The 21,994-nt window shown below is 67.3% G+C and carries 19 protein-coding genes; 6 read left to right on the top strand and 13 right to left on the bottom strand.

Annotation, left to right across the window (positions count from 1 at the left end; genetic code table 11):
- Positions 1 to 96 precede the first annotated feature (96 nt).
- Positions 97 to 510, top strand: coding sequence for a SpoIIAA family protein (locus tag KGQ91_RS14495; protein WP_224414603.1), 414 nt, complete (start codon positions 97 to 99; stop codon positions 508 to 510).
- 39 nt (positions 511 to 549) lie between these two features.
- On the opposite strand, the gene KGQ91_RS14500 is transcribed toward KGQ91_RS14495, so the two are convergent.
- Positions 550 to 1,068, bottom strand: a complete 519-nt coding sequence (locus tag KGQ91_RS14500) for a hypothetical protein (protein WP_224421308.1) — start codon at positions 1,066 to 1,068, stop codon at positions 550 to 552.
- A 259-nt stretch (positions 1,069 to 1,327) separates the two neighbouring features.
- Between KGQ91_RS14500 and KGQ91_RS14505 the strand changes: the two genes are divergently transcribed.
- Together KGQ91_RS14505 and KGQ91_RS14510 are read left to right on the top strand one after the other, a co-directional pair.
- Complete coding sequence (locus KGQ91_RS14505) at positions 1,328 to 2,083, top strand: helix-turn-helix domain-containing protein (protein WP_224414601.1); 756 nt, start codon at positions 1,328 to 1,330, stop codon at positions 2,081 to 2,083.
- Between the two features lie 56 nt (positions 2,084 to 2,139).
- A complete protein-coding gene (locus KGQ91_RS14510) occupies positions 2,140 to 3,138 on the top strand; it encodes a ribose-phosphate diphosphokinase (RefSeq protein WP_224414600.1) in 999 nt (332 codons plus the stop codon).
- Positions 3,139 to 3,165: 27 nt separating this feature from the next.
- On the opposite strand, the gene KGQ91_RS14515 is transcribed toward KGQ91_RS14510, so the two are convergent.
- Entirely contained in the window at positions 3,166 to 4,227 is a 1,062-nt protein-coding gene (locus KGQ91_RS14515; RefSeq protein ID WP_224414599.1) for a hypothetical protein, read from the bottom strand.
- Positions 4,228 to 4,357: 130 nt separating this feature from the next.
- On the opposite strand from KGQ91_RS14515, the gene KGQ91_RS14520 reads away from it, so the two are divergent.
- On the top strand, positions 4,358 to 6,007 hold the full coding sequence (locus KGQ91_RS14520; protein ID WP_224414598.1) for an FMN-binding glutamate synthase family protein: 1,650 nt from the start codon (positions 4,358 to 4,360) through the stop codon (positions 6,005 to 6,007).
- A 7-nt stretch (positions 6,008 to 6,014) separates the two neighbouring features.
- Here KGQ91_RS14520 and KGQ91_RS14525 read toward each other — a convergent pair whose 3' ends face one another.
- Positions 6,015 to 6,605 carry a DUF4202 domain-containing protein gene (locus KGQ91_RS14525; RefSeq protein ID WP_224414597.1) on the bottom strand — a complete coding sequence of 197 codons (591 nt, stop codon included), beginning with the start codon at positions 6,603 to 6,605 and terminating at the stop codon, positions 6,015 to 6,017.
- Between the two features lie 126 nt (positions 6,606 to 6,731).
- Between KGQ91_RS14525 and KGQ91_RS14530 the strand changes: the two genes are divergently transcribed.
- Positions 6,732 to 7,754: a potassium channel family protein gene (locus tag KGQ91_RS14530; protein WP_224414596.1), complete on the top strand. Its 1,023-nt coding sequence runs from the start codon at positions 6,732 to 6,734 to the stop codon at positions 7,752 to 7,754.
- Positions 7,755 to 7,854: 100 nt separating this feature from the next.
- Here KGQ91_RS14530 and thpD read toward each other — a convergent pair whose 3' ends face one another.
- The 5 genes from thpD to KGQ91_RS14555 form a co-directional block, all read right to left on the bottom strand.
- Complete coding sequence (thpD, locus tag KGQ91_RS14535) at positions 7,855 to 8,763, bottom strand: ectoine hydroxylase (RefSeq protein WP_224421309.1); 909 nt, start codon at positions 8,761 to 8,763, stop codon at positions 7,855 to 7,857.
- Between the two features lie 129 nt (positions 8,764 to 8,892).
- The gene (locus tag KGQ91_RS14540; RefSeq protein WP_224421310.1) at positions 8,893 to 10,734 is read right to left on the bottom strand and encodes a protein kinase domain-containing protein; all 1,842 of its coding nucleotides are present in this window, start codon (positions 10,732 to 10,734) and stop codon (positions 8,893 to 8,895) included.
- A 19-nt stretch (positions 10,735 to 10,753) separates the two neighbouring features.
- Complete coding sequence (locus KGQ91_RS14545; RefSeq protein ID WP_224421311.1) at positions 10,754 to 12,418, bottom strand: dihydrolipoyllysine-residue acetyltransferase; 1,665 nt, start codon at positions 12,416 to 12,418, stop codon at positions 10,754 to 10,756.
- 25 nt (positions 12,419 to 12,443) lie between these two features.
- Positions 12,444 to 13,421, bottom strand: a complete 978-nt coding sequence (locus KGQ91_RS14550; protein WP_224421312.1) for an alpha-ketoacid dehydrogenase subunit beta — start codon at positions 13,419 to 13,421, stop codon at positions 12,444 to 12,446.
- Positions 13,414 to 14,619 carry a thiamine pyrophosphate-dependent dehydrogenase E1 component subunit alpha gene (locus KGQ91_RS14555; protein ID WP_224414591.1) on the bottom strand — a complete coding sequence of 402 codons (1,206 nt, stop codon included), beginning with the start codon at positions 14,617 to 14,619 and terminating at the stop codon, positions 13,414 to 13,416. Before KGQ91_RS14555 ends, KGQ91_RS14550 begins: the two co-directional genes overlap by 8 nt.
- Before the next feature lie 352 nt (positions 14,620 to 14,971).
- Here KGQ91_RS14555 and KGQ91_RS14560 point away from each other — a divergent pair, with 352 nt between their 5' ends.
- Complete coding sequence (locus KGQ91_RS14560) at positions 14,972 to 16,906, top strand: aconitate hydratase (protein WP_224414590.1); 1,935 nt, start codon at positions 14,972 to 14,974, stop codon at positions 16,904 to 16,906.
- 17 nt (positions 16,907 to 16,923) lie between these two features.
- Here the strand turns inward: KGQ91_RS14560 and KGQ91_RS14565 are convergent, their stop codons facing one another.
- The 5 genes from KGQ91_RS14565 to topA form a co-directional block, all read right to left on the bottom strand.
- Entirely contained in the window at positions 16,924 to 17,409 is a 486-nt protein-coding gene (locus tag KGQ91_RS14565) for a LabA-like NYN domain-containing protein (RefSeq protein WP_224414589.1), read from the bottom strand.
- 30 nt (positions 17,410 to 17,439) lie between these two features.
- The gene (locus KGQ91_RS14570) at positions 17,440 to 18,270 is read right to left on the bottom strand and encodes a transglutaminase-like domain-containing protein (RefSeq protein WP_224414588.1); all 831 of its coding nucleotides are present in this window, start codon (positions 18,268 to 18,270) and stop codon (positions 17,440 to 17,442) included.
- Positions 18,271 to 18,432: 162 nt separating this feature from the next.
- Positions 18,433 to 18,669, bottom strand: a complete 237-nt coding sequence (locus KGQ91_RS14575; protein ID WP_163649052.1) for a hypothetical protein — start codon at positions 18,667 to 18,669, stop codon at positions 18,433 to 18,435.
- Between the two features lie 103 nt (positions 18,670 to 18,772).
- Entirely contained in the window at positions 18,773 to 19,231 is a 459-nt protein-coding gene (locus KGQ91_RS14580; RefSeq protein WP_163649053.1) for a DUF6586 family protein, read from the bottom strand.
- The gene (gene topA / locus KGQ91_RS14585) at positions 19,228 to 21,861 is read right to left on the bottom strand and encodes a type I DNA topoisomerase (protein ID WP_163649054.1); all 2,634 of its coding nucleotides are present in this window, start codon (positions 21,859 to 21,861) and stop codon (positions 19,228 to 19,230) included. The genes KGQ91_RS14580 and topA overlap by 4 nt, the downstream gene beginning before the upstream one ends.
- Positions 21,862 to 21,994 lie beyond the last annotated feature (133 nt).

The following is a 21,994-nucleotide window of genomic DNA, read 5'->3' on the forward strand; positions in this document are numbered from 1 at the left end:
AATGAAAGCGGCATTCTACCAGCCCCGCGTCCACGGGCCAGGCCGTCGCACCGGGTTCTGCTAGGCTCAGGACATGGCCCTCACGGAGGCATTCCCATGCTCGAATGGATCGACACCCCGGCACCCCATGTACTGGCCATGCGCCTCGGCGGCCGCCTCGATGCCGACGAACTGCAGTCCATCATCGATGCCATCGAAACCGCCAAGACCCTGCACCCTCGCATCAGCCTGTACCTGGAGCTCGATGCGCTGCGCAGCATGACGCCCCCCGCGCTGCTGCGCGATATCGGCTATGGGCTCACCCAGGTCGGCCAGCTGGAGCATTTCCACCACGTGGCCATCATCTCGGACCAGCACTGGCTGCGACCGGTGGCGGCCCTGGAAAGCCGCCTGTTCGCGCCGCTGACGGTACGGGTCTTCACCAACCACCAGCAGCAGGCGGCCATGGACTGGGCCAGCGAACTGCCCGGCCGTCCGGCCCCGGCCGCCCCGAATCGGCGGGCCGGGTAACGAGATGCGGTGAAGGAAGGAGAAAGGTGGAGCCCGGCTTCAGGCGATACAGCGCTCCGAAAGGATCGGTGACAAGGTGGGGAGGTTGCCGGGTACGCTCTCGGCGATCAGCCGGCACTCGGCACGCTTCTGCTCGACGATCTCCTTGAGCAGTGGCTGCCAGGCGGTCACCGCATTGAGCCCGAACCAGAAGCGATAGCAGGCCAGGGACTGCTCGGCTCGCTGCTGCGCCTCCCGGATGAGCCGTGAGGCCATGGCCTCGTCGGTGACGAAGAAATGGCTGCAGGCCGGTGTGGCGGCCAGTACCTGCGCGTTGGCCTTCAGCGTCGCCCGCTCCACCAGCTGCATGCGCTCCGCCGTGTGCGCCAGTGACCTGACGCGCTCACGGCACTCGTCGGCAAGAATATCGAACAGCCGACTCACGGCCGGCTGGTAGGCCAGAAAGCGCAGCGACAGCTGATAGTAGAGCGCCCCCCCTTCCGCTTCATGCGCGATGGCCCGGAGACTGCCTTCCTCGGGCAGCAATGCGGTCTTTTTGCTATCGAGTGCGACCAGCATGGCACTCCCTCCCCTGTAAAAAGTGGCGTTTCCCGCCGTCCGGCCATGACATGCCATGCGGCGATCTGATTGTTCTGTCCCGTTCTTCGGCGCACTGTAGTCAGGGAGGTTTCAACAAACTTTGATGGGCGTCATACGCGCGCCGATAGCATCAAAAAGACCAGCAAACTCCCCCGGATTCGATGACGAATACCAACCTTTTGCTTCCGCCGTCCTCTTCCGTACTCATTTAATGCATATCGGGTATCGGGAGGGTGACATGACGATACACAGCCGCGTCCTGCCGCTGGCACGCCAGACCCAGGCTCGCTGCCAGTCATGCGGCCTCAGCTCGCTCTGTACACCGCTGACGCTCACCTTCCAGGAAATGGAACAGTTCAGGTCGCTGACCCGGCAAGCCCCGCCGCTGCACAAGCGTCAGGTCCTGTTCCAGCAGGGGGCGCCCTTCACCAGTTTCTTCATCGTGCGCTCGGGCAGCCTCAAGCAGTCGTCGCGGCTGCCCTCGGGCGAGGATCAGATCACCCAGTTCTTTCTGCCCGGCGAATGGGTCGGCCTCGACGGCATCGGCGATCAGCGCTACCCGGGCAGCGTGGTGGCCCTGGAAACCACCACGGTCTGCGAGGTGCCCTTCCAGCGCCTGGAGGGTGACCATCCGCTGGTCGTCGAGATGCGCAATCACCTCTTCCATGCCATGAGCCGCGAGATGCATCACGAGCGCATGCTGGTGCGCCTGCTGTTGCGCCGCACCTCCGATGTGCGGCTGGCCAGCTTCTTCATGGCCATGTCGGCACGCTTTCAGCGGCGCGGTTACTCGCCCTACTGCTTCCGGCTGGCCATGTCCCGGGGCGATATCGGCAACTACCTGGGACTGGCGGTGGAAACGGTGAGCCGGCTTCTGAGCCGCTTCCAGCAGCAGCAATTGATGGCCACCCGGGGGCGCGAATTCCAGATCCTCGATTTCGAGGGATTGCGGCGTCTCGCGGAAGGTGAAGGCCGGCAGGCCGCGCACGGCTGAACCGCCCGGATTACGCTGCGCGGCCGAGCGTCGTGATTCGCCTCAGGGAGAACGGCATGCCCTCTCGTCCCCCGCTGGTCTTCAGCCTGGCCTCCGGCAGTGACCTTGCCGACCGTGTGGCTGCATGGGCGGGTGCCGAGCGTGGCGCCCATGAGGAGCGTGCCTTCGAGGATGGCGAACACAAGATACGCCCGACCATCAGCGTGCGCGAGCGTGATGTCTATGTCGTGCAATCGCTCTGCACCAGCCCGGAACAGGCCGTCAGCGACACGCTGATACGGGTATTGTTCCTGCTCGGCGCGCTCAGGGACGCCGGGGCGGCGCGGCTGACGATGGTCGCGCCCTACCTGGGGTATTCGCGCAAGGACCGGCGCACCAAGCCGCGCGATCCCGTCACCACCCGCTACATCGGCCAGTTGTTCGAGGCCATGCACATCGACCGCATCGTCACCCTCGACGTGCATAACGTGGCGGCCTTCCAGAATGCCTTTCGTTGCCCGTCGGTGATGCTCGAGGCCAGACACGTCTTCATCGAGGCCTGGCTGGCCGGGGGGCGCCCCACCCGGGGCCTGTGCGTGGCTTCCCCGGACGTGGGAGGCGTCAAGCGCGCCGAGGCCTTCCGGGAATCGCTCGAGGCGCGGCTGGGCCAGGAGGTCGCCCTTGCCTTCATGGAGAAGAAGCGCAGCGAGGGCCGGGTCACCGGCAAGCTCGTCGCCGGCGACGTCGAGGGGCGGTGCGTACTGATCGTCGACGACCTGATCGCCAGCGGCACCACCACGACCCGTGCCGCACGTGCCTTTCTCGAGCGTGGCGCCGAACAGGTTCATGCCATTGCCACGCACGGCCTGTTTTCGGAACAGGCCGACACGATCCTCGACACCGACGACCTGACCGGTCTCATGGTCAGCAACAGCGTACCGCCGTTTCGTCTCCAGGCATCGGTGGCGAGGAGCAGGCTCGACGTGGTCGATATCACGCCCCTGCTCGGCGAGGCGATCCAGCGCCTGCACGGGGGCGGCTCGCTGGTCGAGCTCCTCGACGGCGGCGCTCCCTGAGCCGCCTTTCCGACGTTCATCCGACCCTCAGGGCACGAGTGCTTCCCGGTCGCGGCCGGCTTCGGTCAGGTACTCTTCGGCCAGATCAAGGTAGGTGCCGGCCTTGTGGCGCCAGTGCCGGGGATCGCGGCACTCCTCGTCGAGCAGATGCCAGGCCGCCAGCAGGGCTCGCAGGAGTGCGCGATAGGCCTGATAGAAGGCCAGCAGCGTCGGCGGACAGCTGTCGCCGCTGAGCGATGCGTAATGGGCGAGCACCGCCTTTCCCAGACCGGCGACCCCCATGCGCCGACACTCCATGGCCAGGAAGCCGAGTTCGTCGAGCGGGTCGAGGCGGCGCAGGTCGCGATCGAACTCCAGGCAGTCGATGATCTGGGGCGGGTCGACCAGACAGATGTGCTGCGGGCGCAGATCGCCGTGCGCCTCGACGATCCGCCCGGCAGCGACGCGCGCCTCGAAGAGCTCCGGGCACCGGGCCAGAAACGCCTGCAGCCCTGCTTCCAGGCGCCGAATGCGCCGGCGGTCCATGCCCAGGCGCGCGTCACACAGCGAGTCGGCATGCTCGGCGAGGGTGCGCCGGAAATACCCGCGATACTCGGCGCCGGTCAGCGGTTCGGGGGCGGCGCGACGGTAGAGTTCAACCAGGCGTTCGACCACCGGCTCCAGGTCGGCGCACGAGACACGACCCGCGGCGATGCGCCGGTCCAGCATCTTCCCGTGGGGGAGACGGCGCATCTCGACCAGCCAGTCCAGTACTGCGTCCCCGGGCAATGGTTCACGACGCAGACGCCATTCACCGGCCGTATCGCGCACCAGCGCGATCACCCCCAGGTAGGTGGGCGCAGCCAGGCGACGATTGAGCGCGACCTCGGCCTGGCAATTGGCGCGACGAGCGGCGAGGGTCGTGAAGTCGACATGGTCCCATGCGACCGGCTTCTTCAGCTTGTAGACCCGCTGCGGCGTGAGGAAGACACAGGACACGTGCGTCTCCACCACCTCGACGGGCGCGGTGATGCCGTAACTGCTCGAGCTCGAGAGGAAGGCGCGCTTGTCATCCAGCGACAGCGAGGCCGGGGGAACGGACCGTGGCATCGGCGAAGGCCCTTGTGCGGCGCCGGAGAGCAGAACCGACGGCTGGTCACTTCACCATAGCAGACCGGTCCGCTTGCAAAGCGTGACGCGCTGCTTTTGACTGTCCCGGATTGTCGACAGGAGCCCATCGATGCACGACCCTTCCCTGCTGAGCCGCCTTCCCTTCCGCTATGCCCCCTACACCCTCAGCCTGATCGGCCTGGTCGTCGCGCTGGCGCTCTGGCCCACCGCCCCGGGATGGGGCTGGGCGGCCCTGATCCTGGGTGCCCTGGCCGCGCTGGGCACCTACGACCTGTGCCAGAAGCGCCATACCGTGAGCCGCAACTACCCGATCCTCGCCCACTTTCGCTACTGGCTGGAGTCGATCGGCCCCGAGGTTCGCCAGTATTTCATCGAGTCGGACACCCACGCCCAGCCGTTTTCCCGCGAGCAGCGTTCCCTGGTCTATCGGCGTGCCAAGAATGTTTCCGACAAGAAGGCCTTCGGTTCGGTCCAGGATCTCTACGCCGAGGGCTACGAGTGGATGAGCCCCTCGCTGCGCCCGGCGACGATCAAGACCCACGACTTCCGGCTGGTGATCGGCGCCGACTGCGCCAGGCCCTACTCCGCGAGTGTGTTCAACATCTCGGCGATGAGCTTCGGCGCGCTCTCGGCCAACGCGATCAGCGCCCTTAACCGGGGCGCACAGCAGGGCGGCTTCTATCACGATACCGGTGAAGGCGCGATCTCGCCCTATCACCGTCACGGCGGCGACCTGGTCTGGGAGATCGGCTCCGGCTACTTCGGCTGTCGCAACGAGGACGGCAGCTTCAGCGAAGCGCGCTTCGTCGAGAATGCCACCCTCGAGGCGGTCAAGATGATCGAGATCAAGCTCTCTCAGGGCGCCAAGCCCGGGCACGGCGGGATTCTTCCCGCGGCCAAGGTGACCCGCGAGATCGCCGCCACCCGCGGGGTGCCACTGGGCCAGGACGTGGTGTCACCGGCCGGGCACTCCGCCTTCACCACACCGCTGGAGATGATGGCCTTCATCGCGCGGCTGCGCCAGCTGTCCGGCGGCAAGCCGGTGGGTATCAAGCTGGCCATCGGCCATCCCTGGGAGTGGTTCGGGCTGGTCAAGGCGATGCTGGAGAGCGACACGCGACCGGATTTCATCGTCGTCGACGGCGGCGAAGGCGGCACCGGTGCCGCCCCGCTGGAATTCATCAATCGCCTGGGCATGCCGCTGACCGAGGCCCTGCTGCTGGTCCACAACACCCTGGTCGGTGCCGGGCTCCGCGAGCGAATCCGCGTCGGCGCCTCGGGCAAGATCATCTCGGCCTTCGACGTGGCCCGCACCATCGCCCTGGGGGCCGACTGGTGCAATGCCGCCCGTGGCTTCATGTTCGCGCTGGGCTGTATCCAGTCGATGTCCTGCCACACCGACCGCTGCCCCAGCGGCGTGGCGACCCAGAACCCGCACCGCGGTCGCAAGCTGGATGTCGACGACAAGTCGCGGCGCGTCGCCCAGTTCCACGAGAACACCCTGAAGGCGCTGGCCGAGATGCTCGCCGCCGCCGGACTGACGCATCCCGAGCAGCTCGGCCCCGAACACGTGCTGCGCCGGGCCTCGCGAACCGAGATCCAGACCCTGGATACACTCTACGCCTATCTCGAGCCGGACGAGCTGCTGCACGGGACACCGGAGCATCATGTCTTCCGCCATTTCTGGGACAGCGCCCGCGCCGATGCCTTCCATCCACCGCAGGAGCTGCTCGAGCGGCGCAGCACCAAGCTGCGCTGAGCTTCGTCTAGGCCAGCGCACGCTTGACCAGCGCCTGCGCCTCTTCCGGCAGATCGATTGTCATCGCCAGCTCGTGGCCGCGCGGCGACATCTTGGCCCAGGTCTTGCGCAGGATACGCAGGATCTTGTCGTCGTCGTGGCGTGCCGCGAAATCGGCGAACTCGTTGTCGAGAAATACCAGGCAGGCGGTATCCTCCAGGGCCTGGGTCTCGGGATCGCGCCGCAGCCCCTCCTTGCGGATCAGGCGCGCGACCCGCTCGCCGGTCGCCTCGTCGTAGCCGACATCGCGCAGCACCTCGGCCGCGGTCTGCGCCTGGCGCCGCCCCAGTTCCCGGCGCCAGGCCAGGTAACCGGGACGGTCGCGTGGATAGGCGTCCCGGGGAAGCTGCCAGCGCTGCAGGTGCTGGGCACGTACCGCCAGACGCAGGGCCTCGGACGCCTCGGGTGCCACCCGTTCCAGCCAGGCGCTCATGCAGCGGGCATAATGCAGCTCGTGGGGCAGGGTTTCACCACCAACGTCCACCCGGCGCGGGTCCTCGGCATGCAGGGCATCGAGGCGCTCGATGGTACGCACGAAGCGTGAATTGGTCCGGTTCATGACGCTTTCCTCTCCTGCATGGCTCAGCCCTTACCTTACGGCAAGCGCCGTTGGTAGTACCATGCGGCCTTGCCATGTCAGGCAAGGCGGTCAGGAAGGCCGCCCGACACACGGAAGGGAGATCCCATGTCGCAAAGTCTGTTGTTCATCGTGGCCGGCAGCGTCCTGGTGCTGCTGGCAACCTACGATGCCGCCCGCACCACCCTGTCGGCCTCGAGTTCCGGTCCCGTCACCAACCGCCTGATCAGCGTCATCTGGCAGGCCCTGTTATGGAAGCACCGGCGCCGGCCCGACCATGCCCTGCTCGCGGCTGCCGGCCCCTGCATCGCCGGCGCCCTGATGCTGAGCTGGATCGTCATCGCCTGGGCGGGCTGGTGGCTGCTGTTCAGCAGCGAGCCGCTGGCCGTGGTCAATTCGACCTCGCGCGTGGCGGCGTCGCTCAGCGAACGCGCCTATTTCACCGGCTACACGCTGACCACCCTGGGCTATGGGGACTTCGTTCCCGGCGGCTCGGCGTGGCGACTGCTGAGCGTGCTCGCCGCGGGCAACGGCCTGATCCTGTTCACCCTGGCGGTGACCTACATCGTTCCGGTGGTCTCGGCGGTCACCCAGAAACGCCAGCTGGCCCTGACGATCAGTGCGATCGGCCGCACGCCCTGCCGCATCGCCGCCGCCACCGCCGATGACGGCGACTACCGGAGCCTGGCCACCCAGCTGCAGCAGCTGCAGGGCGGCATCGCCAGCCTTGGCCAGCAGCACCTGGCCTATCCGGTCCTGCACTACTTCCACAGCCGGCACGACGACAGCGCGCTGCCGGTGGCCCTGGCCCGGCTCTACCAGGTGCTCGTGCTGCTGCAGCACACCTGCCCCGACCTGCCCGCGACGGTACGCTTTCAGCTGGCCACCACGCAGTCACTGATCGACGGCTTCCTCGCCACCCTGGGCAACGCCTTCATCCATCCGGCGCCGCGCTCGCCGCGGCTGCCCTCGCTCGAGGACTACACCACCCTCCCGGGGGTCACTCGCGATGACCCGGCCTGGCAGCGGATGCTCGAGGCGCTGGGGGATCAGCGCCTGCTGCTCGCCTACATCGAAAAGGACGGCTGGGCCTGGCACGACGTGTGGGGAGACGGACTGCCACGCGAGTGATCGCGACAGTGGTTCCGGGCGCACAATGACGCCAGGCACCCCGTGGGGTGCCTGGCGTGTCTTGCGGGGGCAGGGTTCCGGACAGCCGGGCCGTCCGGCGTCATTCCACCGGAGTCAGCGGGCGCCAGTCCTTGCGGTTGGCGAGGAATTCCGGCCGCGGCCGGTTGCCGCAGTACGGATCGTGAAGCGTGTTCTCGACACTGTTGTAGACGAAGAACAGGTTGCTGCGCGGCCAGCAGGACATGTTGATGTTGGAGCCATGCATGGTGTTGCACTCGAACATCACCAGCGAACCGGCCGGCCCCTTGGGCGCCTCGATGTCGCCCTCGACCATCAGGTCCCGCAGGCTGGCCTCGTCCGGCACGCCGATCTCCTGGCTTTTCAGCGACTCCTTGTAGTTGTCCTCCGGCGTGCGCCCCACGCAGGGCACGAACTGCCGGTGGGAACCGGGAATCAGCATCAGCGGGCCGTTGAACTCGCCGTTGTCGGTGAGGATGATCGAGCAGCTCAGAGAACGCATGCGCGGCATGCCGTCCTCGCTGTGCCAGGTCTCGAAGTCCGAGTGCCAGTCGAAGCCCTTGCCCTTGAAGCCGGGCTTGTAGTTGATGCGTGACTGGTGGATGTAGACCTCGCTGCCGAGAATCTGCTGGACCATCGCCAGCAGCCGCGGGTCCCGGGTCAGCCGGCTGAAGTGCTCGGAAACCTCGTGAATGCCGAAGACCGAGCGAATTTCCTGCTTGCCCGGCTCGAGGATGGTGCCCTCGGAGAGCTTGAGGTCCTCGTCATCCTCGTAATCGCGCAGTTCCTGCAGGAAGGCATCCATTTCCTCCTGGCCGAAGAACCCATCGAAGGACAAAAACCCCTTCCTGTCGAACTCGTCGAGCTGCGCTTCGCTGAGCGGGCCCCGGGCGCGCTGCTCGCCGTCACTGTGCACCACGGGGTCGATGCGTTCGAACATGCCCAGCTTTCGCTCCAGGCGGGTCGGGAACAGGTCCTGAGTCTCTTTCATCGCAAACTCCTCCTTTAGTCTGCCGTTGAAAGGGTCACAATTGACCGATTCCGCCCCAACGTAGTCGCCAAGTCGCGCCTACACAAACTCGGGGTGTGATGTTTCGTTACCGTGCCGGGAGCGTGGCGCTCACCCGGCGCCATGGCCGGCGCGCATGGCCTCCCGCGGGTTGCGAGGATAGAAGCGCGCCGGCAGCCGCTCGATGTGCGAGAAGCTTCGGGTGTCCTTGTAGGGCATCTTCATGTAGCCGGAAACGCCCAGCCCGCGAATCAACGGCACGGCGGCGAGCATGGCGTCGAGACAGGCACGGAACTGCACCTCGCGGGAGGGATCGAGCAGCCGGTAGTAGCTGTGAATCTTCAGGTGGGTCGGCAGGGCCTCGAAGATGATCAGCCCGGTATGATGGATCGCGTTGAGCGCCTCGAGCTGGCGCAGGATCGCCGCGGGAAGCTGCAGGAACTCCTCGGGGTCGGGGCCATCCTCGAAGTAGGAATGCACCCGGGCGCGGTCCTCGAGCTCGGGCACGGCGCTCACCTCGTAGGGCAGTGTCATGCCCGCCGGGGGCTGAAACGGCGACTCGGGATCGGTGCGGTCGATGTGTCTCGTGTCGCGGGCATTGAACAAACAGCTCTTGAAGATGCCGCGGCGGTAGATCGCCCGCGCCAGCGTGACCATGTTGTTGACCGCGGCGACGAAGGCGCGCTTGAGCGACGGATCGTGCAGGTCGAGCACGCTGTCGATGTACACGCCGTCGCTCGCCCAGCGCACCGCCAGGCCGCCCACCACGGGATACTTGCCGAGCCGGCTGACCGCGGCGAGAAAGGCCTTCTCGGTCTCGCCCATGCCCTGCATGAAGGTCCGGTAATAACGATCGAGCTGGACATCGTTGACCGCCCGCAGGGTATCGGTGGCGACCGCCTCGCGCAGGAACGCCTTGCGCGAGCTGTAGACCACGGTATCGATCTCGCCTCGCCTGGGCCTGGCCCAGACCGGGATCTGTGCCGGCTCGGCCGGCTCGGGCAGGTCGACCATCACCAGCCGCGCCAGACGCGGCATCGCGGCGAGGAAGTAGTCGCCGGCCCGGCGGCGGCGTTGCGGATCGCTGTCGAGCATGCCGTCCAGCACGCGGGCGAACTCGACGGGCAGGCCCAGCGCCGTCGCCGGGATCGCGCGGTGGCCGAAGCGACATGACTGCGCCGAGGCCAGCGCATAAAGCGTGGCGGCCGCTCCCTGCTCGTCGAAGCGGGGCGACGACAGGCCGCCGTTCAACTGCTCGTCGCCGATGAAATAGACATCGCCCAGCCGAGCGTTGGTGTGCTGCAGGTCGCCGGACATCAGCTCCATGACGTTGCTGGACACGAACTGACCGTTGGCATCGAGCTGGGCGAACACCGAGGAGCCCCAGTCGATCAGCGCCACGCGCTCGGTGCGCGGGTCGAACACCAGGTTGGAGGGCTTGATGTCGCCGTGGACGATCGGCTTGCCATGCGGCCCGGCTTCGCGACGCAGGCTGCGCAGGATATCGGCGAGCTGGGCGGCGATGTGCACCACCAGGCGCGGCGGCAGGCGCCCGTGACCCAGCGAATACTCCTCGAGGTTGCTCCCCGGCGCCCGCTCCATGACCAGGATCGATTGCCGGCGAATGCGCTGGAAGGCGACCAGCCGGGGTACCCGCGGATGATCGACCTGCTCGAGCATGAACGCCTCTTCCTCCAGGCGGTCCTGGAGGTGCCGGGGCAGGGTGATCCGCGAGAACTTGAAGACGTGATGCTCGTCACGCGCCGAGACCCCGGCAAAGACGAAGCCGTAGGCGCCCTTGCCCACCAGCTCGGTGTCGCGATAGCCGAGCTGCTCGAGCTGGGTGCGGCACAGCGCGACCCAGTCCTTGAGCTTGCGGGCATCGTCGTGACTGAGCAGATAGATCGACTGCTCTTCGGGGATGTAGAACTGTTCGAGCGTATCCCGGGCCATGCCGCCCTCCCCGTATCGCTCAGGCCATGTCGAGCAGCATGGTCTGCGGCGCCTCGAGGTAGTCCTTCCAGCGGTTGCAGAAGCGCGAGATGGTGCCGCCGTCGATGATCCGGTGGTCCCCCGACCAGGTGATGGTCATGATCGAACGCGACACCACCCTGCCCTCGGCATCGAAGCGCGGCAGGGTCTGGACCCGGCCCAGGGCGACGATCGCCACCTCCGGCGGATTGATGATCGGCGCCGCATAGGTGCCGCCCAGGGCGCCGATGTTGGAGATGCTGATGGTGCCGCCCTGCAGGTCGGCCTGCGCGACCCGGCCCTCGCGGGCGGCCTCGGTCAGCCGCGCCACCTCGGCGGCAATCTCGCGCACGCTGAGCCGCTCGACACGCTTGACGTTGGGTACCAGCAGCCCCGCTCGACTGTCCACCGCCATGCCCACATTGCAGTGCGGCTGGTAGTGGATCTCGCGGCCGTCGTCGCTGAGCCGGCTGTTGAGGATCGGATAGGCCGTCACCGCCAGGCCCAGCGCCTTCATGACCAGCGGCATCAGCGTCAGCCGGATGCCATCGCGCTCGACCAGCGGCTTGAGCCGTTCGCGCAGTGCCAGCAGCTCGGTCACGTCGATCTCGTCGCCGTAGCTGAAATGGGGAATGGTCGCCGCCGCCTCGCTCATGCGCCGGGCCATCGCCGCCCGCACCCCGCGCAGCGGCTCGACACGCACCTCGTCGTCCGCCGCCCGCTCGGCCGTGGCATGGTCGGGCGTGCTCGACGCCGCGGGCGTCGGGGTCGCCCCCTTGCCGTCACGCGCCTTCTTGAAGGCGAGGATATCTTCCTTGAGCACCCGGCCGTGCTTGCCGGAGCCCGGCACGTCCGCGAGGCTCACCCCGAGCTCGCGCACCAGGCGCCGCACCGCCGGGCTGGCGGGAATCCGCCCGTAGGGCCCCCTGCCCCTGTCCGCACTGGAACCCGCTCGGGGACGTTCGGCTGATGCCGTTTCGGTCGGGCCGCGTTCGGTCGGGCCGCGCTCGGTCGGGCCGGAACGTGCCGGCTCGTGGCGGGGTGACGGGACAGCCGCGCCGGCCTGCCGATCACGCGGTACATAGGCAAACAGCGGCGCGTGAACGCGGGCGCTCTCCCGAGGCTGGTAGTAGAGCCGCGTGACGCGGCCGGCCCGGGGTGCGGTGATCTCGACCAGCGCCTTGTCGGTCATCACGTCGACCACCGGCTGGTCTTCGTCGATCTCGTCGCCCTCGCGGATACGCCATTCCACCACCTCGCACTCGACGATGCCCTCGCCGATATCCGGCAGGATGAAGTCCTCGCTCGCCGCGTCCTCGTCCTCGCGACCGGACGCGTCGCTCGAGGGAGCGCTCGACGCGTCGGGCACCTCCGCCTGAGCCGGTGATTCCTCGGTGCCGGCGGCCGAGGCTTGCTCCAACGGCTCCCCCTCCAGCGGCTCGACGGCGAACAGCGGCGCATGCACGCGGGCCGTCTCGCCCTCGCGGTGGTAGAGACGGGTCACGCGCCCGGCGTGAGGCGCCGGTATCTCGACCAGCGCCTTGTCGGTCATCACCTCGGCGACCGGCTGGTCCTCCTCGATGACGTCGCCCTCCTGGATCAGCCACTTGACCAGCTCGCACTCGACGATGCCTTCGCCGATGTCCGGCAGAATGAAATCGCTCATGTCCTGTCTCTCCCGAACTCGCCGCTCAGTAATCGATGGTGGCCTTGATCGCCTCGAGGACCTTCAGGTGATCCGGCAGGTACTCCTTCTCCAGCGTCAGCGGGAAGGGTGTGTCCAGGCCGGTCACCCGGGCGATGGGCGACTCCAGGTAGAGAAAGCAGCGATGCTGGATGGTGGCGGCGATCTCGGCGGCGAACCCGCCGGTCAGCGGCGCCTCGTGGCTGATCACCAGGCGGCCGGTCTTGAGCACCGACTCGGCCACGGTCTCGACGTCCCAGGGCAGGATGCTGCGCAGGTCGATGACCTCGCAGGAAATGCCCTCCTTTTCCGCGAGTTCGGCCGCCTGTTCGAGGACTTCCATCTGCGCCCCCCAGGCGAGCAGGGTGATGTCCGTGCCCTCGCGGGTGATTTCCGCCTCGCCCAGCGGCAGCTCGTAGTCCTCGTCCGGCACCTCGCCGACGGCGGCGCGATACAGCCGCTTGGGCTCGAGGAACAGCACCGGATCGGGCGTGCGAATCGCGGCCAGCAGCAGGCCCTTGGCCTGGTGCGGATTGCGGGGCACGACGATTCTGAGCCCCGGGGTGTGAGCGAAATAGGCCTCCGGAGACTGCGAATGGTAATGGCCCCCCGAGATGCCGCCGCCATAGGGGGTGCGGATGGTCAGCCCGCCGACATCGAACAGATTGCCGGAGCGATAGCGGAACTTGGCGGTCTCGTTGACCAGTTGATCGAAGGCCGGAAAGATGTAGTCGGCGAACTGGATCTCGGCGACCGGCACCGAGCCCTGGGCGGCCAGGCCGTTGGCGAAGCCGACGATGCCTTGTTCGACCAGCGGCGTGTTGAAACAGCGATCGCGGCCGTACTTGTCCTGCAAGTGGCTGGTGGCACGAAACACCCCGCCGAACACCCCGACGTCCTCGCCGAAGCAGATTACCTTGTCGTCGGCGGCCATTGCCGTGTCCAGCGCCTGGTTGATGGCCTGCAGCATGTTCATGTTAGGCATCGCGCGCATCTCCCCGCTCGGTGTCGAGCGCGGGCGCGCTCTTGGGATAGGCCTCTGGATACTTGCGGATATGCGCCTTGAGCGCCTCGAGCTGCTCGGCAAGCGCCGGCGTCAACTCTTGATAGACGTCGCTGACCAGACTGTCCAGCGGCGGCGGCGGACGCTTCTCGGCGCGTTTCATGGCCTCGAGCACCTCGCGGCGGCGGGTTTCCTGCTCCTGCTTCTCTTCGTCCTCGCTCCACCAGCCCTGGCCCTCGAGCCACAGCTTCATGCGCAATACCGGGTCCTTGTCGCGCCAGGCCTCCTCCTCCTTGCGGCTGCGATAGCCCGAGGGATCGTCCGACGACGAGTGCGCGGCGAGGCGGTAGGTCATCGCCTCGATCAGCACCGGCTGGTTGTGCTCCACCGCCAGCTTGCGCGCCTCTTGCGTCGCCTGGTAGACGGCGAGGATGTCGTTGCCGTCGACGCGGATCACCTTCATGCGATAGCCGAAGGCCCGAGGGGCGATGCCATCGGCATGGAACTGCTCGTGAGCGGGTGTCGAGATCGCATAACCGTTGTTGCGACACAGGAAGATCACCGGCACCTGCAGCACCGAGGCCATGTTGAGCGCGGCATGAAAGTCGCCTTCCGAGGCCGCGCCCTCGCCGAACACGGTCAGCGTGCAGTGGCCGTCGCCGGCCAGCTTCTGGCCGTAGGCATAACCGGTGGCCTGGGGGATCTGGGTGGCCAGCGGCGAGGAAATGGTCAGGTAGTTGAGCGTCTTCGAGCCGTAGTGGATCGGCATCTGCCGGCCCTTGCCGTGATCGTGCTCGTTGCCGAACAGCTGGTCCATGAACTCGTCGAGGCCGAAGCCGCGGTAGGCCAGCGCGCCCTGCTCGCGGTACTGCGCCATGATCATGTCGCCGGGATCGAGCGCCGCGGTGCTGCCGACCACGGTACCCTCCTCGCCGGTGGACTGCATGTAGAAGCTCAGCCGCCCCTGGCGCTGGGCGGCCAGCATCCGCTCGTCGAGCACCCGGGTGAACAGCATGGCGCGATAGATGCGCAATGCCGTCTCGCGCTCGAGTTCGGGCGGTGCGGCCTGAGGGTGCAGCGTCCCGTCCTGCCGGAGCAGCTCGAGACGGGGAATGTGGAATTCATCGCCGTTCAGGAAGGTCGGTTCATGAACGATGTCCGCGCTGGCTGTTGTACTCATGCTCGTCGCTCCTTGTCGCCTTCCGGATCACGGGAGGCGTGCGTCACACCACAGGACCGGAGCCGAACGCCTCGTGAGCGAGCTCCGGACGGCAGTCGGCCGGGGCGGCGGTCGCCCCCCACACCGTCACTGTAGTCGGCGGCACCGTCGGGGGACGGAACGCGCACCGACGTGACACGGCCGGCTTTCAACGCTGGACGGCCATTCGCGTGTTGACGTTTACGTAACATAGAACACCCTCTCCGCCGCGTCAGTGACTCCGGCGTGCGACGTTAGTCGACGGGACGTGATTTTCTACACTGGAGGAGGAAAGCCATCCATTGCCGGAAGGATCCGTGAAAGGAGACACATCATGGCCATGAACGTGGCGCAGAAACTGATCGACGCTCATCTGGCGCAGGGACGCATGCAACCCGGCGAGCCGATCGCCCTGACCATCGACCAGACCCTGACCCAGGATGCCACCGGCACGATGGTGATGCTGGAGCTCGAGGCGATGGGACTCGACCGGGTCCGAACCGAGGTATCGGCGCAGTACGTCGATCACAACCTGATCCAGGAGGACAACCGGAACCCCGACGATCACCGCTTCCTGCAGAGCGCCGCCGCCCGGCTCGGGGTGTGGTTCTCGCGGGCCGGCAACGGGGTCAGCCACCCGACGCATCAGCAGCATTTCGGCAGGCCCGGCAAGACCCTGCTGGGTTCGGACAGCCACACGCCCGCCGCCGGCTCGATGGGCATGCTGGCGATCGGCGCCGGCGGCATCGACGTGGCGATGGCCATGGCCGGCGAGCCCTTTCACCTCAAGATGCCCGAGATCTGGGGCGTCAAGCTCACCAACGCGCTGCCCGACTGGGTCAGCGCCAAGGACGTGATCCTCGAGATGCTGCGCCGCCACGGCGTCGACGGCGGCACCGGGCGGATCATCGAGTACTACGGCCCGGGGCTCGCCAGCCTGTCGGCGATGGACCGCCACGTGATCGCCAACATGGGCGCCGAACTGGGCGCGACCAGCAGCGTGTTCCCCGCCGACGAGGCGGTGAAGCGCTTCCTGACGGCGGTGGGCCGTCCCGACGACTTCTCGCCGCTCGAGGCCGACGAGGGCGCCGACTACGACGTCCACGAGACCATCGACCTGTCGAACGTGGTACCGCTGATCGCCAGGCCCTCGAGCCCCGGCAACGTGGTACCGGTCCGCGAGGTCGCCGGCGAGAGCCTGTCCCAGGCCTATATCGGCTCGTCGGCCAACCCCGGCTATCGCGACTTCGCCGTCGCCGCGGAGATGGTCAAGGGCCGCCGGGTCAGCGACTGGGTCTCGTTCGACGTCAATCCCACCTCTCGCTCGATCCTCGAGACCCTGACCCGCGACGGTCATGTGCTCAGCCTGCTGGGCGCCGGCGCCCGCCTCCACCAGGCCGGCTGCAACGGCTGCATCGGCATGGGCCAGGCGCCGGCCAACGACACCAACAGCCTGCGTACCACCCCGCGCAACTTTCCCGGTCGCTCCGGCACCCGCGAGGACCGCGTGTTCCTGTGCAGCCCGGAAACCGCCACCGCCTCGGCGCTGAAGGGCGAGATCACCGATCCCCGCGATCTCGACGTCGACTATCCCCGGGTCAGCGATCCGGCCGATCCGATCCTCGACAGCCGCCACCTGATGGCGCCGCTGCCCGAACCGGAGTCCTCGCGGATCAAGCTGATCAAGGGGCCCAACATCGCCTCGTTGCCGGAGTTCGAAGCGATCGGCGACGATCTCGAACTGACGATCCTGCTGAAGATGGCCGATGACATCTCCACCGACGAGATCATGCCCGCCGGCAACGAGGTGCTGCCCTACCGCAGCAACATCCCGCGAATCGCGGACTTCTGCTTCGGCCCCGTCGACGCGGATTACGTCGGCAACGCCCACGACACCGGCGACCACACGGTGATCGCCGGGGGCAACTATGGGCAGGGGTCGAGCCGCGAACACGCCGCCATCGCACCGCGCTATCTGGGCCTGCGCGTGGTGGTGGCCAAGGGCTTCGCGCGCATCCACTGGCAGAATCTGGTCAACTTCGGCGTGCTGCCCCTGCGCTTCGACAGCGACGCCGACTATGATGCGCTGGAGTCCGGCCAGACGCTGCGTTTCTCGGGACTGCACAAGGCCCTCAAGAACGGCGACACCCTGACCGCCGAGACCCCCAGAGGCAAGATCACCCTGCGCCACGACCTGACCCCGCGACAGGTCGAGGTGCTGCTCGACGGCGGGTTGATCAACTGGATGAAGCGCCACCGCGATATCTGAGCGGTGATCCGGCGGCGCTACCCGGGTCGTGCGATCAGCAGGGTGTCGTCGATGGCAATGAACTTCGACGCCGCGCGCTTCAACGCCTCGGCGGTCAGTTCCGCCACGCCGTAGACCTCGACCGGAATGGCGAAACGCTCGGCGAGTCGATCCGCCAGCAGGGCGAAATCGCCGTCGCCGGAGACCAGCACCAGGCGCTCGACCTCGGCGGCGAGCTCGACGGCGTCGAGGGTGATCCCCACGTCCCAGTCGCCCTTGGCCGAGCCGTCACGGCGCTGGATGAACGGCTTGAGCTTCACCGTGAAGCCGATGCCGCGAAGGATGTCCTGGAAGCGGCGTTGCTGCTCGTCGCCGCGGTCCACGGCGTAGGCGAACGCGGCGACGACCTGGCGATCGGCGGTGGCCCGGCGCCAGAACGCCCGGTAGTCGAAGTGCCGGCCGAAGGCCTGGCGGGTGGTGTAGTAGACGTTCTGCACGTCGATGAGGATCGCAATGCGCTCCAAGGCTCGGCTCCCGAGGCGAGAAAAACAGGATCAGCCCGGCGCCAGTGGCGACCGGCCGTCGTCTTCATGGGTCCAGACCCGAAACGCGACCAGGCTGTTGGGGCCGAAGGTGTTGGCGATCGGCACATCGGCGGCGTCTCGACCGTAGGCGATCAGGATACGCCCGACCCGACGGTCGTTGTTGCGCGGATCGAAGGTGTACCAGCGGCCGTCGAGGTAGGCCTCGAACCAGGCATGGAAGTCCATCGGCGCGTGCGGCGGCGGAATGTCGATATCGCTGAGATAGCCGGTGCAATAGCGAGCCGGGATGTTCATCGCCCGGCAGAAGGTCACCGCCAGGTGGGCGAAGTCGCGGCACACGCCCCCCCGTTCGTGATAGACCTCCCAGGCCGACTTGGTGGCCCGGGCATACGGGTAACCGAAGCTGATGTGCCGGTGGACGAAGTCACAGATGGCCTGCACGCGCTGCCAGCCGGTGGGGCCATTGCCGAACAGCTGCCAGGCGATGTCGGAGAGCCGATCGGTCTCGCAGTAGCGGCTGCCGATCAGATACAGCAGGGTCTCCGCCGGCAGCCGCTCCACCGGCACCTGCTGCGCCTCGGGATGCATCAGGTCGGGCTGACCCGGGTCGTTGATCACCGCATCGGCGGCGATCACGGTGCGGCCGGGCGGCGCCACCAGCCGCACGCACCAGTTGCCGAACGAGTCGCGGTAGGGCTCGGTGGGCAGCGACGGCACCGTGATCAGGTAATCCGGCGCCACCAGGTCCGACGCCCGTGACGAGTGCACGTGCGTCATCACGATCATCGGCAACGCTTGCGGGCATTCGTAGACGATTTCGTAACCGATCCTCAGACGCATTTCCCTGCCCTCCCTCGCCACGCCAGTGTTGAGGGTAGCCGCTATGGCGGCAGGCGTCGTCGGGCTTCGGCGCCGGCCGGAGGGGCTCTCGCCGGGCCGAATGCAGCGCGAGGTGGCTGACGGCACCGGCTCAGGCCGGCATGGGCGTCCTGCGAGAGGCTTTCAGTGTACCGTCTCGGGAACCGAGGCCTCCTCGCGCTCGCCCTCCCACAGGGTCGTGCGCGTGATCGCGTGATCGATCATCTCGCGGGCCACCTCGAAGCGGCTTTCTCGCAGCAGCCCCGCGGCCTCTTCCGAGAAGCGGATGCGCAGCAGCGGTTCCCCCTCCCCCTCGGCGGGACGCAGAATAACCTCGCCATCGGCGAGCTCGACGATTTCCAGTACGGCGGTCTCAGACACGGTCACCTCGGTATGTCCTGTCATGACAACAAAAAACGACCACAGCGCATGGCCGTGGTCGTCATTGTCTTTGCCCCAGCTTACCACTCCCGCGCCGCGAGCGTCACCATTCGACGCTGGTTTCACGCAGGCGCGCCAGCTCGGCCTTGAATGCCTGGATGCCGGCCTGCAGCTCCTCGCCCAGGGGGCGACGATCGGCGATGGCGATCAGCGAGGCGTCGGCCTCGCGACGTGCCGCCCCCTCGACCGACTCGAGGGCGTCAAGCTGCGCGCACAAGTGCCCGAGCCAGCTTTGCGGGTCGGCACGCAGTACCCGCAGGCGCTGCAGCTCGGCAACGCTCTCGCCCTGCGATCCCAGCAGGTCGCGCCAGTCATGGCTCGCCAGGGCGGCATGCTCGGTCAGCTCGCGCAGCGCCGCGTTCAGTGCCAGGCCGAGCAGCGCCAGCGCCCCCTCCTCGCGCGCCATGCGGCGTGCCGAGGCATGCTCGTCATCGCCGACGGGCATGCCGAGCAGCAATTCGGCCTGATAGAGCAACTGGTTGGTGCGTCCCCGTGGCGTCATTTGCGCTTGTCCTCGATCTGCCAGCGGCCATCGTCGTAGGTCGCCTTCCAGCCGGACGCCTTGCCGTCCTTTTCGGTCATCACGTACTGGCTCTTGGTCTTGCGCGAGAAGCGGATCTGTGCCGGACGGCCGTCCGGGTCCTCGTCGGGCGCCTCGAGCAGGAAGCGATACTTCTCGGGCAGCGCCTCGGCATGCGCGCGGATTTCCCTGACCAGCGGCGCGCGTGTCTCGCGGTTCTTGGGAAACTGGCTCGCCGCCAGGAACAGCCCGCTCGCCCCGTCGCGCAGCACGTAGTGATCGTCGACCTTCTGGCAGGCCAGCTCCGGCATCGGGATGGGGTCCATCTTGGGCGGCGCCACCTCACCGTTGCGCAGCAGCTTGCGGGTGTTCTTGCAGTTCTCGTTGGTGCAGCCGAAGTACTTGCCGAAGCGCCCGGACTTGAGCTGCATGTCGGCGCCGCACTTGTCGCACTCGATGGTCGGCCCCTCGTAGCCCTTGATCTTGAACTTGCCGGTCTCGATCTCGTAGCCGGCGCAGTCGGGGCTGTTGCCGCAGATGTGCAGCTTGCGGGTCTCGTCGATCAGGTAGCTGTCCATCGCCGTGCCGCACTCGGGGCAGCGATGCTTGGCGCGCAGTGCATCGGTCTCGGCATCCTCGCCGGCGTCGGCGGCCACCGCCTCCTCGCCGGGGATCAGGTCGATGGTGGTCTTGCAGCGCTCCTTGGGCGGCAGGTTGTAGCCCGAGCAGCCCAGGAACACGCCGGTGGAGGCGGTGCGGATCTGCATCTTGCGCCCGCACTTGGGGCAGTCGATGTCGGTGGGCACCGGCTGATTGGGACGCATGCCGTCCTCGGCCTCGGCCCGCTCGAGCTGCTGCTTGAAATGCGCGTAGAAGTCGTCCAGCAGCCCCTTCCAGTTGCGCTGCCCCTCGGCGACCTCGTCGAGGTTGTCCTCCATGCGCGCGGTGAAGCCGTAGTCCATCAGGTCGTCGAAGGACTCGGCCAGCCGGTCGGTGACGATGTCGCCGAGCTTCTCGGCATAGAAGCGCCGGTTCTCGAGCTTGACGTAGCCGCGATCCTGAATGGTCGAGATGATCGAGGCATAGGTCGACGGCCGACCGATGCCGCGCTTCTCGAGCTCCTTGACCAGGCTCGCCTCGGTGAAGCGCGCCGGCGGCTTGGTGAAGTGCTGCTGCGGGTCGAGCGACACCAGCTGCATGGCGGTGCCCTCGGCCAGGTCGGGAAGCGTCTGGTCCTCGTCCTTCCTGCCGGTGGGCTTCATCACCCGGGTGTAGCCATCGAACTTGAGTACCCGCCCGCGGGCACGCAGCTCGTAGCCGTCGACCTCGACGGTCAGCGTGGTCGACAGGTACTCGGCGGGCGTCATCTGGCAGGCCACGAACTGCCGCCAGATCAGCTCGTAGAGCCGTTCGGCGTCGCGCTCCATGCCGCTGAGGTCGGCGGTGGTACGGGTCACCTCCGACGGCCGGATCGCCTCGTGGGCCTCCTGGGCGCCCTCCTTGCTGGAGTAGCGGTTGGGTGACTCCGGCAGGTAGCGTTCGCCGTAGGCCTCGCCGATGTAGGTCCGCACGCTGTCCACCGCCTCCCGGGAGAGGTTGGTGGAGTCGGTCCGCATGTAGGTGATGTAGCCCGCCTCGTAGAGCCGCTGGGCCAGCGTCATGGTCTTCTTGACCGAGAAGCCCAGCCGGCCGCTGGCCGCCTGCTGCAGGGTCGAGGTGATGAAGGGCGCATTGGGCTTCGAGCGGGTCGGCTTCTGCTCGCGGGCGGTGATCGCCAGCTCCGCCGTGCGCAGCGCGGCGATGCGCTCCAGGGTCTCGGCCTCGGAGGTGGGCCGGAACGGCTTGCCGTCCTGGCGGACCAGCTCGAAGCGCACCGGAGTGTCGTCACCGGCGGGCGTCAGGTCGGCATGCACATCCCAGAATTCCTCGGGGACGAAGGCGCGGATCTCGCGCTCGCGCTCGACGATCAGGCGCACCGCCACCGACTGCACGCGCCCTGCCGACAGGCCGCGGGCGACCTTGCTCCACAGCAGCGGCGACAGCATGAAGCCCACCACCCGGTCCAGGAAGCGACGCGTCTGCTGCGCCTCGACCCGGGGCATGTTGAGCGTCCCCGGCTCCTTGAAGGCCTCCTGGATGGCATTCTTGGTGATCTCGTTGAACACCACCCGCTTGTAGCGGTCGTTGTCGCCGCCGATGGTCTCGCGCAGGTGCCAGGCGATCGCCTCCCCCTCGCGGTCAAGGTCGGTGGCGAGATAGATGGCATCGGCCTTCTTGGCCAGCTTGGCCAGCTCCTCGACGACCTTCTCCTTGCCGGGCAGGATCTCGTAGTTGGCTTCCCAGCCGTGTTCCGGGTCGAGCCCCATGCGACGAACCAGCTGCGTCCAGGCCTTCTGCTTCTTGTAGACCGCCTTTTCTTCCGGCGACATCTTGCGGGTCGCCGCCGCCTGGCGCGCGCGCTCCTTGGGGTCGGAGGCATTCTTGCCCGAGCCGCTGGTCGGCAGGTCGCGAATATGGCCGACGCTCGACTTCACGATATAGTCGTTGCCGAGGTACTTGTTGATCGTCTTGGCCTTGGCCGGCGACTCGACGATGACCAGTGACTTGCCCATAGTGCTCCACTTTCGACTGGCCGGCTCCCGGCGTCGGGAACCGGCAAGGTGTCCATTGCCGACGGCGCCGGGCTGTCGGCGGAAAAATGCGCCTACCCTACCCCAGCCACCTGATTCACGCCAGTCACGGGTC

The organism is Modicisalibacter tunisiensis, assembly GCF_020148005.1.
In the GTDB taxonomy this organism is placed as follows: Bacteria; Pseudomonadota; Gammaproteobacteria; order Pseudomonadales; family Halomonadaceae; genus Modicisalibacter; species Modicisalibacter tunisiensis.

Excerpts from the sequence above, each read along its gene's own strand:
- KGQ91_RS14555 (WP_224414591.1), bottom strand. The coding sequence starts at position 14,619 with ATGAGTACAACAGCCAGCGCGGACATCGTTCATGAACCGACCTTCCTG.
- KGQ91_RS14520 (WP_224414598.1), top strand. The coding sequence starts at position 4,358 with ATGCACGACCCTTCCCTGCTGAGCCGCCTTCCCTTCCGCTATGCCCCC.
- KGQ91_RS14530 (WP_224414596.1), top strand. The coding sequence starts at position 6,732 with ATGTCGCAAAGTCTGTTGTTCATCGTGGCCGGCAGCGTCCTGGTGCTG.
- KGQ91_RS14580 (WP_163649053.1), bottom strand. The coding sequence starts at position 19,231 with ATGACGCCACGGGGACGCACCAACCAGTTGCTCTATCAGGCCGAATTG.
- KGQ91_RS14495 (WP_224414603.1), top strand. The coding sequence starts at position 97 with ATGCTCGAATGGATCGACACCCCGGCACCCCATGTACTGGCCATGCGC.
- KGQ91_RS14550 (WP_224421312.1), bottom strand. The coding sequence starts at position 13,421 with ATGCCTAACATGAACATGCTGCAGGCCATCAACCAGGCGCTGGACACG.
- KGQ91_RS14515 (WP_224414599.1), bottom strand. The coding sequence starts at position 4,227 with ATGCCACGGTCCGTTCCCCCGGCCTCGCTGTCGCTGGATGACAAGCGC.
- KGQ91_RS14510 (WP_224414600.1), top strand. The coding sequence starts at position 2,140 with ATGCCCTCTCGTCCCCCGCTGGTCTTCAGCCTGGCCTCCGGCAGTGAC.
- KGQ91_RS14540 (WP_224421310.1), bottom strand. The coding sequence starts at position 10,734 with ATGGCCCGGGATACGCTCGAACAGTTCTACATCCCCGAAGAGCAGTCG.
- KGQ91_RS14525 (WP_224414597.1), bottom strand. The coding sequence starts at position 6,605 with ATGAACCGGACCAATTCACGCTTCGTGCGTACCATCGAGCGCCTCGAT.
- thpD (WP_224421309.1), bottom strand. The coding sequence starts at position 8,763 with ATGAAAGAGACTCAGGACCTGTTCCCGACCCGCCTGGAGCGAAAGCTG.
- KGQ91_RS14505 (WP_224414601.1), top strand. The coding sequence starts at position 1,328 with ATGACGATACACAGCCGCGTCCTGCCGCTGGCACGCCAGACCCAGGCT.
- KGQ91_RS14570 (WP_224414588.1), bottom strand. The coding sequence starts at position 18,270 with ATGCGTCTGAGGATCGGTTACGAAATCGTCTACGAATGCCCGCAAGCG.
- KGQ91_RS14500 (WP_224421308.1), bottom strand. The coding sequence starts at position 1,068 with ATGCTGGTCGCACTCGATAGCAAAAAGACCGCATTGCTGCCCGAGGAA.
- KGQ91_RS14560 (WP_224414590.1), top strand. The coding sequence starts at position 14,972 with ATGGCCATGAACGTGGCGCAGAAACTGATCGACGCTCATCTGGCGCAG.
- KGQ91_RS14545 (WP_224421311.1), bottom strand. The coding sequence starts at position 12,418 with ATGAGCGATTTCATTCTGCCGGACATCGGCGAAGGCATCGTCGAGTGC.
- topA (WP_163649054.1), bottom strand. The coding sequence starts at position 21,861 with ATGGGCAAGTCACTGGTCATCGTCGAGTCGCCGGCCAAGGCCAAGACG.